This is a genomic window from Pseudomonas sp. SK3(2021) (genome assembly GCF_016772375.1).
Classification (GTDB): Bacteria; Pseudomonadota; Gammaproteobacteria; order Pseudomonadales; family Pseudomonadaceae; genus Aquipseudomonas; species Aquipseudomonas chlororaphis_I.
The window spans coordinates 2,672,072-2,687,578 of record NZ_CP061943.1; the positions used below are offsets into that span (position 1 = coordinate 2,672,072).

General features: G+C 64.7%; 10 protein-coding genes. 4 read left to right on the forward strand and 6 right to left on the reverse strand.

Annotated features, from left to right (window positions below):
- Nucleotides 1-183: 183 nt before the first annotated feature.
- The 3 genes from IF690_RS12240 to IF690_RS12250 all read left to right on the forward strand — a co-directional run bounded on the left by IF690_RS12240 (nucleotide 184) and on the right by IF690_RS12250 (nucleotide 4,830).
- Nucleotides 184-1,617: a serralysin family metalloprotease gene (locus tag IF690_RS12240; RefSeq protein ID WP_202700251.1), complete on the forward strand. Its 1,434-nt coding sequence runs from the start codon at nucleotides 184-186 to the stop codon at nucleotides 1,615-1,617.
- 177 nt (nucleotides 1,618-1,794) lie between these two features.
- Complete coding sequence (locus tag IF690_RS12245; RefSeq protein WP_202700252.1) at nucleotides 1,795-3,489, forward strand: DUF2599 domain-containing protein; 1,695 nt, start codon at nucleotides 1,795-1,797, stop codon at nucleotides 3,487-3,489.
- Between the two features lie 102 nt (nucleotides 3,490-3,591).
- The gene (locus tag IF690_RS12250; protein ID WP_202700253.1) at nucleotides 3,592-4,830 is read left to right on the forward strand and encodes a DUF2599 domain-containing protein; all 1,239 of its coding nucleotides are present in this window, start codon (nucleotides 3,592-3,594) and stop codon (nucleotides 4,828-4,830) included.
- 167 nt (nucleotides 4,831-4,997) lie between these two features.
- On the opposite strand, the gene IF690_RS12255 is transcribed toward IF690_RS12250, so the two are convergent.
- Nucleotides 4,998-6,620, reverse strand: a complete 1,623-nt coding sequence (locus IF690_RS12255) for an MFS transporter (protein ID WP_202700254.1) — start codon at nucleotides 6,618-6,620, stop codon at nucleotides 4,998-5,000.
- Between the two features lie 199 nt (nucleotides 6,621-6,819).
- Complete coding sequence (locus IF690_RS12260; RefSeq protein ID WP_202700255.1) at nucleotides 6,820-8,466, reverse strand: GMC family oxidoreductase; 1,647 nt, start codon at nucleotides 8,464-8,466, stop codon at nucleotides 6,820-6,822.
- Nucleotides 8,467-8,598: 132 nt separating this feature from the next.
- On the opposite strand from IF690_RS12260, the gene IF690_RS12265 reads away from it, so the two are divergent.
- Nucleotides 8,599-9,504: a LysR family transcriptional regulator gene (locus tag IF690_RS12265; protein ID WP_202700256.1), complete on the forward strand. Its 906-nt coding sequence runs from the start codon at nucleotides 8,599-8,601 to the stop codon at nucleotides 9,502-9,504.
- Between the two features lie 120 nt (nucleotides 9,505-9,624).
- On the opposite strand, the gene IF690_RS12270 is transcribed toward IF690_RS12265, so the two are convergent.
- The 4 genes from IF690_RS12270 to IF690_RS12285 all read right to left on the reverse strand — a co-directional run bounded on the left by IF690_RS12270 (nucleotide 9,625) and on the right by IF690_RS12285 (nucleotide 15,408).
- The gene (locus IF690_RS12270) at nucleotides 9,625-11,505 is read right to left on the reverse strand and encodes a DUF3857 domain-containing transglutaminase family protein (protein ID WP_202700257.1); all 1,881 of its coding nucleotides are present in this window, start codon (nucleotides 11,503-11,505) and stop codon (nucleotides 9,625-9,627) included.
- A gap of 374 nt (nucleotides 11,506-11,879) precedes the next feature.
- Nucleotides 11,880-12,275, reverse strand: a complete 396-nt coding sequence (locus IF690_RS12275) for a YybH family protein (protein WP_202700258.1) — start codon at nucleotides 12,273-12,275, stop codon at nucleotides 11,880-11,882.
- A gap of 17 nt (nucleotides 12,276-12,292) precedes the next feature.
- Nucleotides 12,293-13,396 (reverse strand): DNA alkylation repair protein, encoded by a 1,104-nt coding sequence (locus IF690_RS12280; RefSeq protein ID WP_202700259.1) that lies wholly within the window; start codon nucleotides 13,394-13,396, stop codon nucleotides 12,293-12,295.
- Between the two features lie 188 nt (nucleotides 13,397-13,584).
- The gene (locus IF690_RS12285; RefSeq protein WP_202700260.1) at nucleotides 13,585-15,408 is read right to left on the reverse strand and encodes a monovalent cation:proton antiporter-2 (CPA2) family protein; all 1,824 of its coding nucleotides are present in this window, start codon (nucleotides 15,406-15,408) and stop codon (nucleotides 13,585-13,587) included.
- Nucleotides 15,409-15,507: the final 99 nt, after the last annotated feature.

The following is a 15,507-nucleotide window of genomic DNA, read 5'->3' on the forward strand; positions in this document are numbered from 1 at the left end:
GCCGCGATTTCGATCAGGCGAAAAGCCATCTGGCGGTTTTGTCGGACAATAAAAATCGTGGACGCGGCGCCGAAGTCTGTGTCAGTTTTTCCCCGCCTTGAATAGGGCGAGTGATAGGACGATCTCGCTAACAGGTCGCCGTGGTCTATCGGAAACTTTCAGCGTTGAACAAGGATGTAAATGATGTCAAAAGCCAAAGAAAACGCCGGTTTTTCGGCCGCTCCAGGCAGCGATGCCTACCAACTGATCACTGCCTTCAGCCATGCCTATGACCGTGGCGGGGTGGAGTTGGTGAACGGCAAGCCGTCGTACACCGCGGACCAGGCCGCCGACCAGATCCTGCGCAAGGGCCTGTCCTGGCACGACCAGAACGGCGACGGCAAGATCGAGCTCAGCTACAGCTTCCTCACCAGCAAACCGGCCAACTACAACCCGAACCTGGGCACCTTCAGCGAGTTCAGCGCATTGCAGAAAGCCCAGGCGTTCCTGGCCCTGCAATCCTGGGCGGACGTGGCCAATGTGAGCTTCAACGAGGCCGCGACCGGCGGGGACGGGCACCTGAGTTTCGGCAACTACAGCGTCAGCACCGGCGGGGCGGCCTTCGCCTACCTGCCTTCGGGCAGCAGCTATGACGGCCAGTCCTGGTACCTGATCAACGATCAGTACCGGGTCAACGAAACCCCGGGCAACGGCAACTACGGTCGCCAGACCCTGACCCACGAAATCGGCCACAGCCTGGGCCTGTCCCATCCGGGCACCTACAACGCCGGCAACGGCAACCCGACCTACAACGATGCTTCCTATGCCCAGGACACGCGCGGCTACAGCCTGATGAGCTACTGGAGCGAGAGCAACACCGGGCAGAACTTCAGTAAGGACGGCAGTGGCGCCTATGCCTCGGCGCCGTTGATGGACGACATAGTCGCGGTGCAGAAACTCTACGGCGCCAACCACGAGACCCGCGCCGACGACACCGTGTACGGGTTCAATTCCAACACCGGGCGCGATTTCTACAGCGCCAGCTCATCGGCCTCCAAGCTGGTGTTCTCGGTGTGGGACGGCGGCGGCAACGACACCCTGGACTTCTCCGGCTTCACCCAGAACCAGAAGATCAACCTCAACGAGGGCTCGTTCTCCGACGTCGGCGGCCTGGTGGGCAACGTGTCCGTGGCCCACGGCGTGACCCTGGAAAACGCCATTGGCGGTTCGGGCAACGACCTGCTGATCGGCAACGCCGCGGCCAACATCCTCGAAGGCGGTGCCGGCAACGATATCCTCTACGGCGGCGGTGGTCGCGACACGCTGTGGGGCGGGGCGGGGGCGGACACCTTCGTGTTCGGCGCGGCATCCGATTCGACCTTCGATGAGCCCGACTGGATCATGGATTTCACCAGCGGCCAGGACAAGATCGACCTCAGCGGCCTGGCGCCATTCGCCTCGGGGCAGGCGAGCCTGAACTTCGTCAGCGGCTTCACCGGCCACGCCGGCGACGCGATCCTGACCTACTACGCCGAGACCGACCAGACCAGCCTGCTGGTCGACCTCACCGGCCTGGGCGCGGTGGACTTCGCCGTGGGCACCATCGGCCAGGCGGCGACCACCGATATCGTGGCCTGATCGACAGCAACGGGAGCGGCGCGCAAGGCGCCGCTCTTTTGCGCAAGCTCCGCCTCTCTTTCCTGCCTGTCGCCCAACCCCAGCCTGTGGTTTTTCGCGCGACATTCCCGGCAATATTTTTTCATCCTTGGTCTAGGCTGACTCAGAAAGTCCCTATGCAGCGACAAGGAGGTCGCCATGCACCCAACCGTTCGTTGGTCTTTTCTCCTGGCCTGGACTCTGCCCCTGGCGTCCTGCGCGGTGGCCAGCCAGCCGCCGCTCGATCCGCTGGAAACCCTCAATCGCATCAACCGCAACTACAACACCCTCAAGGACGTCTGTCGGGAGCCCGACACCGGCGCCGCGCGCGGTCATTACTACTGCAGCGGCGTGACCTTGCGCATGGTCAACGACGGGCCGTTCAACCCCTGGGACTACAGCCCCTATGCGATCAAGATCGGCGCGACCTCCTACTCCTGGATCCGCAAGGACCTGAGCACCCGGATCCTCATCCACCCGGCCGGTTTCATCCTGCGCACGCCCACCGATGCGCAGGCCTTGAAGTTGCCGGTCAAGGAGCAGGGCTGGACCTGCATCTACGCCTTCGACGGCGGTACCGGGCCGGAGCGCAAGTGGTACGGCTGCGGTTTCTTCGACAGCCGCGAACCGCCGCGCGCCGCCCAGGGCACCATGACCAACCGCAATGCCGCGCTGGCTTACGGCACCTGCTCGGAAGTCGGGGTCAGCACCGCCGAGCAGTGGACGCAGAAGTACACCGGCTTGATGAAGGGGCCGATCCAGTACAGCCAGTGTTCCTGGAACGCGGAAAAACCCAGCGACTGGAACGCCATGATCCGGGTCCACGAATCGCGGGTGAACACCACCAACAAGGACCCCTTCGCCTACAGCGCCCAGGTCAACGAATTCATGCTCAAGAATGCCACGGCGACCCACGACGGCAGCGAGAACATGAAGTACATCGATGCCTTCATCTACAACGTCAACAGCACGCAGAACTTCGCCACCCGCGGTGACCAGGCGCCGCCGAAACCGGAGAACGGCCTGAACAGCGCGCGCAACTTCCAGAAGAAACTCCAGGCCCGGGGCTACAGCGTGCCGATCCTGCGGCTGGACTTCACCAAGCCGCCGGAGCAGCGCTTCAGCTATGTCGCCGCCGACCAGGCAATCGACTTGACGGCCGCCGGTGGCGGGCAGCCTGCGCCGGTGGCAGCTGCGCCGCGCTATATCGCCGCGGCCACCTGGGTCGAGCGCTACGACCCCGGCAGCAAGAAAAACCAATGGACCCTCAATGTCACGCCTACTGCCGAAGGCAAGGCGATCCAGGCCAGCGACCAAGAGGCGTTGTACAAGGAGTTGTTCGAGCTGCGCGGCGCCGACAGCCAGTGGCGCGACCATGAAAAGTCCCCGGGCAGCATGCGCCAGCAACTGAGCTGCCTGGTACAGAACTACCCGGCCAAGACCGAATGGAACCTGGAACCGTTCCGGCCCAGGGTCACGCCCCAGGAAGCGGCCAAGGCCGGTTGCAATCCCGTGCCGGTGCAGGTGCCGCAGTACATTGCCTCCGCCGACTGGGTCAAGCGCTACGACCCCGGCACCCGCCAGGACGAGTGGACCTTGAGCGTGGTACCCACGGCGGCGGGGCGGGCCTTGCCCAACGAGCAGGTCGGGGCGCTGTACGACCAGTTGTTCGCCCTCAAGGGGGGCGATAGCAACTGGCGCGACAATGAGAAATCCGCCGGCAGCATGCGTCAGCAATTGAACTGCGTGCTGGTCAATTACCGCGGCAAGACGCCATGGAATCTCGAGCCTTTCCGGCCGGCGTTGTCCGACAGCGAAACCCGCGCCGCAGGGTGCAATCCGGTCCCGCGTTGAGTGGCCGCCTGGTTTTTTCGCCTGGCGCAAGGGCGGTGCAGTCACATTCGGATGGATCTGGGAGTGCAGGTTGTATTTTGGCTAATCAGGGAGATGCATGCCATGAAAAAACGTTTGAACAGGATTGTCCCGCTACTGGTATTGCCGTTGGTCTTGCACATGACAGCGGCCAATGCCGAGTCCTGCGAAGAGACGCTGAAACAGGTCGAAAGCCTATACAACAAAACCGTCGACAGTTGCGGGAAAGATCCGGCGTCGGACTGTTCGGGCCTGCTGATCAGGGGCACGCACCGCGCCGACCCGGCGAAGGGCCAGCAATGGGACGTCTGGAACCCGAGCCCGAAGGCCCGGGAACTGGGGACTTTTGCCGCGTCCTGGATGCGCGCCGACGGCATCAGCTATGAAGACCCGGGCATGAGCACGCAGAACGGCTACATCATCAAGCCGATCGACCTGGTGCGCGATCCCGAGACCCCGGTGCATGTCTACTGCGCCTTTCCCAACGACGCCTGGACCGATTTCCGCGATGACCGGGGCTGCGGCAACAACCGCAACACCAGCCAGACCGAGGCGGTATGCCAGGCCATGGCCCCGCCTATCAACAGCTCCAAGGCCTGGGTCGCGCACTTCACCCGGTTCAACAACGACCGCAAGCAGGACCAGTTGCAATGCGGCTTCAACATGCGCAATCCCATGAGCAGCCAGGATCGGGTCAGCGCGTTTCAAAACTTCATGGGGGCCCGGCGAGTCATCAATCCCCGTGAGTTCCAGACCCAGACAGAGCTGCGCCTGGGTAACCCGAAAGACGACGAGCTACCGATCCTGGCGTTTTTCTACAGCGATCAACGGGGCCTGAACGATGCCCTGGCCAATCAGCGCGACTACAAGAACAAGACCGGCAAGGACCGCAACATCGTCAGGATCGACTTTCCACGGACGCCGACCAGCAAGGCCAGCTTCTCGTGCGTCAGGACCACGCCGTCGCCCACGCAGCAATTCTGTGACAAGTACATCGAATCAAGCAGTTGGGTACAACGCGACGATCCGAAGCTCGGGCCCAAGACCTGGTCGCTGGAGGTCGTGCCCACCGCCTGCGGCCGCGCGATCAAGGACGACCAGACCGACAGGATGTTCGCCGAGCTGTACAACAAGCACAAAAACGACGAGCAATGGCGGCAATACAGCGTCAATGGCGGTTCGATCCGCCGGCAATTGGTCTGTCACCTGGCGGCCAGCTACGACGGCAGGCCGGTCCGCAACAAGCCCGAGTGGAACCTCGAACCGGCGCGGCCCTATGTCGACCAGGCCACGGCGATAGCCCAGCGCTGCAATCCTTACTGAGGCGCTTCGCCTGATACGCAAAAGGCCCGGATCTGCTGATCCGGGCCTTTTTTGGCTGGGGTTGTTTCAGGTGTTGTGCTGCACCTGGGTTTTTTCGCGAGCAAGCTCGCTCCTACAAGGACAGGCATTTTCCTGTAGGAGTGAGCTTGCGCGCGAAATGATCGATATCAGTTCTTGTCGATATCGACGTTGCGGGTTTCCCGCAGGCAGGTCAGGCCGACGAGCAGGCTGACCCCGGTGATCGCCACCGGGTACCACAGGCCGTAGAAGATATCGCCGGTGTACACCACCAGGGCGAAGGACACGGTGGGCAGGAAGCCGCCGAACCAGCCATTGCCGATGTGGTAGGGCAGGGACATGGAGGTGTAGCGGATACGGGTCGGGAACAGCTCGACCATCAGCGCCGCCAGCGGGCCGTAGCACATGGCGGCGATCAGGATCAGCGCGACGATCAGCACCACCACCATGGTTTTGTTGACGTTCTGGGTGTCGGCCTGTTGCGGGTAGCCGGCCAGGGTCACGGCGCCGCGCAGGGCCGCTTCGTCGAAACCGTCGATCTGCACTTCGCCGATGCTGACCTGCACCGGGCTGCCGGCTGGCGCGGCGATGCTGGTGTAGGGCAGGCCCTGCTTGACCAGGAAGGTCTTGACCTTGTCGCACGGGCTGTCGAAACGCGCCTTGCCCACCGGGTCGAACTGGAAGGTGCAGGTGGCGGGGTCGGCCAGCACGCTGATCGGTGCCTGGCGGCTGGCCTGGTCGATGGCCGGGTTGGCGTAGTGGGCCAGGGACTTGAAGATCGGGAAGTACAGCGCGGTGGCCAGCAACAGGCCGACCATCAGCACCGGCTTGCGGCCGATCTTGTCCGACAGCCAGCCGAAGAAGATGAAGAACGGCGCGCCGATCACCACGCTGATGATCAGCAGCATATTGGCCAGGGCCGGGTCCATCTTGAGGAACTGGGTGAGGAAGAACAGCACGTAGAACTGCGCGGCGTAGAAGGTCACCGCTTGTCCGGCATTGATGCTGAACAGCGCGATCAGCACCACCTTGAGGTTTTCCCATTTGCCGAAGGACTCGCGGATCGGCGCCTTGCTGGCCTTGCCTTCTTCTTTCATCTTCAGGAAGGCCGGCGACTCGTGCAGGCTCAGGCGGATCCAGGTGGAAATGCCCAGCAGCACGATCGACAGCAGGAACGGCAGGCGCCAGCCCCAGACTTCGAACTGATCGCCGGTGAAGTAGCGGCAACCCAGCACCACCAGTAGCGACAGCAGCAGGCCGAGGGTCGCGGTGGACTGGATCCAGCTGGTGTGGAAGCCGCGCTTGCCCTGGGGCGCGTGCTCGGCGACGTAGGTCGCGGCACCGCCGTATTCACCGCCCAGGGCCAGGCCCTGGAGCATGCGCAGGGCGACCAGGATGATCGGCGCGGCGATGCCGATGCTCGAGTAGGTCGGTAGCAGGCCCACGGCGAAGGTCGCCAGGCCCATGAGCACGATGGTGGCGAGGAAGGTGTACTTGCGCCCGATCATGTCCCCCAGGCGCCCGAACACCAGGGCGCCGAACGGCCGCACCACGAACCCGGCGGCGAACGCCATCAGGGCGAAGATGAAGGCGGTGGTGTCGTTGACCCCGGCGAAGAACTGCTTGCTGATGACCGCCGCGAGGGCACCGTAGAGGAAAAAGTCATACCACTCGAACACCGTCCCCAGGGACGAGGCAAAGATGACTTTCTGGCTTTCCTGGCTAGTGGGCGCGGCGACGGCCGCGTCCATCGATTGAGCATGTTCCGACATATCGATATCCCTCACAGTGATTGTTTTTGTTGTTCCACTGTCGGCGCCGGCGTGGCGTCGCTATCTGCATCTTGTCGCTGTCTTCTGTACCTGTAGGTGTAGGAGCGAGCTCGCTCGCGATAAATCCTTGAGCCTTGCACCGCCTGTCAGGTCGCCATCGCGAGCAAGGACCAGGCGTCCCCCCTTGCTCCTGCAAGGATCAGGCGGGGGTAACGGTCTGTTTTTCGGCGGCAGGGCTCCTGGTCGAGGTGGCGAGAATCAGCTCGGCGGCCTTCTCGGCGATCATCAGCGTCGGCGAACAGGTATTGCCGGAGGTGATGTACGGCATGATCGAGGCATCGGCGATGCGCAGGCCGGGGATGCCATGCACCCGCAGTTCGGCATCGACCACCGCCTCCGCACCCTGGCCCATGCGGCAGGTGCCCACCGGGTGGAAGATGGTGGTGCCGATGCGCGCCGCGGCTTCGTGCAGTTGTTCTTCGCTCTGCAACTCGGCCCCCGGCAGGTATTCGCTGGGCTTGAAGGCTTGCAGGGCCGGTGCGGCGACGATGCGCCGGGTCAGGCGAATGGCGTCGGCGGCGACCCGCAGGTCTTGCGGGTGGCTCAGGTAGTTGGGCTGGATCAGCGGCGCCGCCTGCGGGTCGGCGGAGCGGATTTCCACCCGGCCCCGGCTTTGCGGACGCAGGTCGCAGACCGACGCGGTAAAGGCCGGGAAGGCGTGCAGCGGTTCGCCGAAACGCTCCAGCGACAGCGGCTGGACGTGGTATTCGAGGTTGGCCGAAGTCTGTTCCGGCCCGGAACGGGCGAAGGCCCCCAGCTGGCTCGGCGCCATGGACAGCGGGCCGCTGCGGTCGTACAGGTAGCGCAGGCCCATGCCCATCTTGCCCCACAGGCTGCCGGCGATCTGGTTCAGGGTGCGGGCGTTTTCCAGCTTGTAGATCAGCCGCAGTTGCAGGTGGTCCTGCAGGTTGCCACCGACCCCCGGTAGCTCGTGGGCGACGCCTATCCCCAAGCGTTGCAGCAAGGCGGCGGGGCCGATTCCCGAACGTTGCAGGATGCTCGGCGAGCCGATCGCGCCGGCGCTGAGGATGATTTCGCGACGCGCCTTGAAGGTCTGCGGCCGGCCCTGGTGACGGGTGCTGACCGCTGCTGCGCGGCCGTTTTCCAGGAGCACGCGATCGACCTCGACCCCGGTCAGCACGGTGAGGTTGGGCCGTTGGCGGATCGGCTTGAGGAAGGCCTTGGCGGCGTTCCAGCGCACCCCGGCTTTCTGGTTGACCTGGAAGTAGCCGCAGCCTTCATTGTCGCCGCCGTTGAAGTCGTCGACGTTGGCGATGCCGCTCTGTTCGGCGGCGGTGCGGAAGGCATCGAGGATCGGCCACGACAGGCGCTGGCGCTCGACCCGCCATTCGCCGGCGGCGCCATGGAACTGCGAGTCGCCGGCAAAGTGGTTTTCGCTTTTGCGAAACAGCGGCAGCACGTCCTGCCAGCTCCAGCCGGGGTTGCCGTCGGCGGCCCAGCGCTGATAGTCGCCGGCCTGGCCGCGCATGTAGATCATGCCGTTGATCGACGAGCAGCCGCCCAGCACCTTGCCACGCGGGTAGCTCAGGCTGCGGCCTTGCAGGCCGGGTTCGGCTTCGGTCTTGAAGCACCAGTCGGTGCGCGGGTTGCCGATGCAGAACAGGTAGCCGACGGGAATGTGAATCCAGGGGTAATTGTCACGGCCACCGGCTTCCAGCAGCAGGACGCGGTGGGCCGGGTTGGCGGACAGCCGATTGGCCAGCAGGCAACCGGCAGGGCCGGCGCCGACCACTATGTAGTCGTATGGATCGAAGGCAGGCAACATCCATGACCTCGCTTTATCGTTCTTGTTGCGGCTCATCCTAGTTGTTAGCTTTCGTTAAAAGAATGTTAGTTTTTGCTCAGCTGCTGTGCGTTTTTAAACAGCGGCTTTCCCCGGTATCTGCAAGGAAGAGTCATGTTCGACTGGAACGACCTGCGGTTTTTTCTCGAGCTGCAACGCAGCGGTCGGCTGCTGACCGCGGCCCAGCGGCTGAAGACCACCCACGCCACGGTGGCCCGGCATATCGAGGCGATCGAGAAAAGCCTCGGCACCGCGCTGTTCGTCCAGCATGCCCAGGGCTATGAACTGACGCCGGCCGGGGAAGCCTTGCTCAAGCATGCCGAGGCCATGGAGAACGTGGCCTTGCTGGCCCAGGAGGAAATCACCCAGTCCACGGCGCCCCTGGGCAAGATCCGGGTGGGCGTCACCGAGGGCCTGGGCATCATGTTTCTCGCCAGCCGCCTGCGCGGCCTGTTCGAGCGTTACCCGGGGCTGGAGGTGGAGCTGGTGGCGGTGCCGCGTTTTGTCAGCATCCTCAACCGCGAGGCGGAGATCAGCATTCACCTGGAGCGGCCCAACGCCGACATGCTGGTGACCCGCAAGCTCACCGACTACCGCCTGGCCCTGTACGCCAGCCAGGCGTACCTGGACCGTGCGCCACCGCTGCGCAGCCGCGAAGACCTGGGGCGGCATGCCTGGATCGATTATGTCGACGACCTGCTGTTCAGCCAGGAACTGAAGTTCCTCAACAGTTTCTGCCGCAACCCCCAGGTGGTGTTCCACAGCACCAGTGTGCTCGCCCAGCACCAGGCCGCGCGTTCCGGCCTGGGCATCGCGGTGCTGCCGTGCTACATGGCCGCCGGCGACCCGCAGCTGGTGCCCTTGCTGCCCGGCGAGAGCATCCAGCGCGCCTACTGGATCAGCACCCGCCGCGACCTGCACAAGTCAGTGCGCCTGCGCGTGGTATGGGATTACCTGGTGGAACTGTGCGCGGCCGAGCAGGGCTTGCTGCTCGCCGCCAGCACGGCACATCCCTTGTAGGAGCGAGCTTGCTCGCGATGGGCGTCAACGGTGACGCCTATCGCTTGGATGAACGCGTTGTTCTTGCGTTCATCGCGAGCAATCGAGCGTCGACCGGCCGCTCCTACAGGGGCGCGCGGATCAGCTCTTTTTCGCGGCGGCCTTGAGCTGCACCAGTTGCCGCGCTTGCTCGGCGCATTGCTTGGCCTGGCCGACCATGGCCTCGAACGGTGCGCTGACGATGTCCTCGTGGCTCAGCCAGCGTTTTTTCTGGCTCAGGCGGTAGTGATAACGGTACTCGCCCTTGACCCGTTCGCTGCGCAGGTCCATGTCGAACCAGGGCGAGCGCACGTTGCAGGCCTTGACGTCCTTGTCCAGCTGGGCGCCGGAGAGGGTGATGGTGTAGCGCAGGGTATTGGTGTCGCCGATGTACAGGTCCGCCAGCTGGCCATTGCGGCGGTAGTTGACCAGGAAGTCCCAGTCGCCCTCCAGGGCCGGACTCTTGTAGAAGTAGCTGCCGGAGATGTTTTCCAGTGGCTTGAGGTCGGTCAGGGAGGCCTTGATCCGGTAGGTCCTGGGGGCGACGAAGGCGGTCGGCTCGCGGTCGATCCGGCAGTCGCGCAGCTCCCGGGTGAAGCGCTCGCACAGGCTCTGGTCGTTGCTGGCGATGCCGTTCTGGTTGTCGGACACCATCAGCCGCATCAGCTCCATGTGGCTGAATTCGATGCGCGCGTTGACCCGGGCCTGGCCGGCGCGGTCGAAGTGTTCCTGCTTGTCCAGCACGATGCTGGTGTCCGGCGCTTCCAGGGGGATGTAGTCCTCGCGTACCTGGCCGTTGGCGTCGCTGACAAAGGCCCAGCGCTCCTGGATATCCGGCATGCTGCGGCCCGGGTCGAACACCGGGTTGGTCGGGTCCAGCCACCACACCTGGCCGTCGACCTCGGCCCGCACGATGGCGTGGTTCGGCGCGTGGGTGCCGGGGATCAACAGCGGCGCGACGACGTTCTCGCGACTGACCCAGGCCGTCTCGGCCTTGATCCCGCTGGCCTTGAGCATGGCGGCCAGGAGCACCGCCAGGTCCTTGCAGTCGCCATAGCCGCGCTGTTCGATCTGCTCCAGCTCGAAGGGCAGGTAACCGCGTTCGGTGGCGCGCCAGTCGCCCAGGTAGCGGTAGTTGTCATTGATGTGCTGCATCAGCCCGGCGACTTTCTCGGCGGGCGGCAGCTCGCGCAGGGCGGCCACGGCCTTGGCGCTGGCCGGCGGCAGGGGCGTGGCGAGGATCTGCTGGTAGCGCCGGGCCAGTGGGCCGAAATAGTCCTGCACCTCGCTGCTGCTGCCCAGCTCGACCCGCGGCACCCGCCGGATGAAGCCGATCGCGGGTTCATTGATGTAGTTGAGGAAGACCGGGGCCTTCTGCTCGATGGTCAGTGTTTTCCGGTCGCTGGAGGCGCTGAAGCGGTAGTCGTCCATCTGCTCGCTGCGCCAGATGATCGGGCGCGTGGCGCGGTAGGTGATCTTGAAGCTGTCCTGGCGCACCGGCTTGGGGCCGAATTGCAGCACCGAGTGGAACTGCCCCAGCAGCGGTTTGGCCGCGTAGTGCTGCTGCACGGTGTAGCTGAGCCGGGTGCCGACCCGCAGGTTGGGGAAGGCCAGGGACGTCTGTTTCTCGCGCAGGAAACCCTGTTCCGGATTGGGCGCGGTGCGCGTATCGATCTGCGCCGGCGCCAGCGCCACGGGCTTGCCGCCCGGCTGGGTGAATTCGGCCTTGCGCAGTTCGAAGCCATCGGTTTCGGCATAGCTGAAGTCGATGCGCGAAAGCATTTCCCGGCCCGCCGGGGTGAGGATGGTGTAGTGCTGGGTGGTGGTGCAGTCGCTGCTGTGGTCGGCGTTGAACTGGCATTCCATCACGGAGTCGGCGGCCAGGGCGGCTTCCGATTGCGGTTGATAGGCAGCCAGGGCTTGCCAGGAGAGCAGTCCGAGACCGGCGCAGATCAGGGGACGGTAAAGCGGAAAACGGTACATGAGCGCCTCGGGTGAATCATTGAAATCAGCCACCTCGCACACGGCGAATCGCACATGACAGGCGGGTGGCGAGCGGGGGAGACGCCAAATGATAATTTATCGCAATACGGATTTACAGCATTGTCTGACCCTTCGTGTCGGCTGTAAGGCCCGAGATAGAGAGGTTTCTTTGAATCGATCGGGCGTGTTGGACGGCTGGAGAGGGCGTCCGCGGCGCCGGGATTTTTCCTCGAGACAGGGTTTTCGTCCCCGCAGATATGGCTCAAAGCCATATCTGCGAACTGAACGATTCCAGGCGGTTTTCCATTGTTTTCGCAAGAAGTTGCTCGGCTGATTTTACGAAACAATTTGTTACGTGATCGCCGCCAACTGGCTCAGCCGTCGAGCAGGTCGGTGCCGTAGGAGTTGTCGATCACACAGCGCCAGGCGCCCGACGGCTCATGGCGAAAGACATAGGTGGCGCGCCGTTCCAGGGTGCTGGCAATGCCGTCCCGGTCCAGGGTGTCGAGCAGGGTGTGCATGATCACCAGCGCGGTGCCGGCGCCTTCGATGACCTGCATCTCGCCCTGCCGGACCAGCATGCTGTGGTTGAAGTGCTCGGCGATGGCGACGAAGGCCCGGCGGATCTGTTCCTTGCCCCGGGCTTCCAGGCCCGGCTTGACCACCAGCGTGGCGTCCTCGGCGTAGAAATCCATCAGGCTGTCGAAGTCTTCGGCGCTGATGGCGCGGTCGGCGGCTTCGATCAGGGTTTTCAGCGGGTGGGCCGGCATGCTCGCTCCCTGCGGTTTCAGTTGTGGATATCGAACGCCGTGCTGCCCAGGCGCTCGCCGTTGACCAGGATATGCAGCTCATGGCGCCCGGGATAGTGGCGGCGGGTGGTCAGTTCGCGGATGTGCTGGACGCGGCCGAGCTGTTCCCGGGCCCTGGCGGGTAGGGTGAAGGCCTTGAGCTTGAACACCTTGGCGCTGGTGCCGCCCGAGGCCTTGACGTAGTCGATGGCGTAATCCACCACCAGGCGCTGGCCGGCGTCGGCGGTGGACTCCAGGGCAAAGGACAAGTTGATCCGTTCCCCCAGGCGAATCACCGCCGGCTCGACCCGCAGGCCATGCAACTTCACCTGCGGCGCCGGCCCGGCGCCGACGATCGCCAGCGCCCGGCGATTGCCCTGCTTGATCAGGCTGCGCAGGGCATGGCGGGCGATCCAGGCGGTGTGCGGGTTGTCCAGGGACCAGCCTTCGATCAGCGCCAGCACCCAGTCGGGATGGTCCTTGGTGATGTCGTTGAGGTGATTGGCCACCGACTTGCGCACATACAGGCTGGGGTCGGCCTTGAGGCGCTCGAGGATCGGCGCCGCCAGGGTCGGGTCGGCCTGGATCCGTGCCAGGCGGAACGACCAGGGCAGGCGCGGGCGACTGCCTTCGCTGGCCAGGCGGCGCACATGCTCGTTGTCGTCCCGGGCCCAGTCCTGCATCACCGCCAGGGTGCGTGGCAGGTCGCTGGCGAGGAACGGGCGGATGGCGAACTCCGAGGAGCCGAAGGCGGTGAAGTACTTGAGCGCCTGCATCGAGCGTTCGAAGGCGTGGCCGCCGTAGCTGGCCACATAGTGCGGCAGGAACATGCAGACGAAGCGGCTGTTCAGGCGCGGGGCGAGATCGTACAGCCGTGCGAGGTTGGCATCGTAATCGGCCGGCAGTACCGCCTGCAGGCTTTCGCTGACCCGCGCCAGGCGTTGCATCACTGACAGTTCGGCGAGGTCCTGTTGCGCATGGGCGAGAAAGCCCCGGTGATCGAACGCCGGGTACACCGCGAGCATTTCCCGGGCGATGTGTTCCAGGCGTTCGACGTTGAAGATTTCCTTGAGGGCGGGGGCGCTGGGGCTGGCTGCGGTCATCGGTGGATCCATTCGGGACAGGGCGCCGAGCACTGTAGCGCAACCGACTGACAGATGCTGTCAGGAGCCTGGGAGGTGGAATCAGGCTCGACGCCATCGCGAGCCAGCTCGCTACAGGGATCGTGGTGCTTCTCTGTAGGAGCGAGCTTGCTCGCGAAAGATCTCAGCCGCACCGCATAGCTCGATGCTCAGCGCGGTGGCGGCAACACGCCTTCGGACTGCTCGTCCTGTTCGTCCGCCTCGAACAACCGCGCCAGTTCCGCCCGGGCTTCCTGGGCCGATTGCAGGATCTTGGCGTGGTCGTCGTAGATCGCGTGCTGGGCTTCGAGCACCTGTTCGTCGTGGGCGGTGAAGCGCTTGATCCGCGAGTCGGCCTGGGCGTGGGTCAGGCCCAGGCCGATCAGCGCCTTGCGGCTCATTTCCAGGCTCGAGTAGTAGGTTTCCCGCACCGCCTCGGCACCCAGGTCCACCAGCTTGTGCACGTGCTGGCGGTTACGGGCGCGGGCGATGATCTTGATGTGCGGGTAGAGCTTGCGTACCACCGCCGCGGTGTTGATGTTGGTCTGCGGGTCGTCGGTGGCGATCACGAAGTATTCCGCCTCGCCGACCTTGGCCGCCTTGAGGATTTCCGCGCGCATCGGGTCGCCGTAGAACACCGGCATGCCGCCGAAGCTGCGGGTCAGCTCGATGGTGTCGACCGAGGTGTCGAGGGCGACGAAGGGGATCTTCTGCGCCCGCAGGATCCGCGCGACGATCTGGCCCATCCGGCCCATGCCGGCGATCACCACCCGTGGCGCGTCGGTTTCGATCTCGCGGTATTCGGCGGGCATCTCCACGGGCTTGGCCTTGGGCTGCAAGAAGCGCGCGCAGGCCAGGAGCAGCAGCGGGGTCAGGGCCATGGACAGGGTGATGGTCAGCACCAGCAGGTCATACAGGCGGGCCTCGAACAGGCCCTGGTCGCGGCCGATCTTGAACACCACGAAGGCGAATTCACCGCCGGCCGCCAGCACCACGCCCAGGCGCACCGCGCTCAAGCGCCCCAGGCCGCCGGCCAGGCGCCCGACCACGAACAGCAGCGGCAGCTTGATGGCGATCAGCAGCAGGGTCAGGCCCAGCACCGCGATCGGCGCGCTGAACAGCAGGCCGATATTGGCGCCCATGCCGACGCTGATGAAAAACAGCCCCAGCAGCAGGCCCTTGAAGGGTTCGATCTGCGCTTCCAGTTCGTGACGGTACTCCGAGTCCGCCAGCAGCAGGCCGGCGAGGAAGGCGCCGAGGGCCATGGATACGCCGACCATGTCCATCAGCCATGCAGTGCCGATCACCACCAGCAAGGCGGTGGCGGTGGACACTTCCGGCAGGCCGGTGCGCGCCACCACGCGGAACACCGGGCGCAGCAGGTAGCGGCCGCCGATCACCACCACGGCGATGCTGCCCAGCACTTGCAGGCCATGGCGCAGGTCTTCGGCGCTGCTGGTGTTGTGGTCGACCCCGGCCAGTACCGGGACCATGGCGATCAACGGAATCGCCGCGATGTCCTGGAACAGCAGGATGGCAAAGGCCAGGCGCCCGTGGGGGCTGGTCAGCTCCTTGCGCTCGGCCAGGCTTTGCAGGCCGAAGGCGGTGGACGACAACGCCAGGCCCAGGCCCAGCACGATGGCGCTGTTCAGCGGCTGGCCAAACAGGAACAGGGCCACGCAGCCGATCACCACCCCGGTCAACAGCACCTGGGCCAGGCCGACGCCGAACACCGATTTGCGCATCACCCACAAGCGCCGTGGCGACAGCTCCAGGCCGATGATGAACAGCAGCAACACCACGCCCAGTTCCGACACATGGCTGATGCTCTGCGGGTTGCCCACCAGCCCCAGCACCGCCGGGCCGATGATCACCCCGGCCAGCAGGTAGCCCAGCACGGCCCCCAGCTGCAGGCGCTTGGCCAGGGGGACGGTCAGCACCGCCGCGAACAGGAACACGACAGCGGCTTGCAACAGGTTGCCTTCATGGGGCATGGGCTTACTCCTGGGAAAACGGGTATTGGGTGGTGCACGGAAAAAACAGCTGCGCCTCAGGCAACCGTTTGGCCCGCAGGTTCCATGGGGGGATGGCTG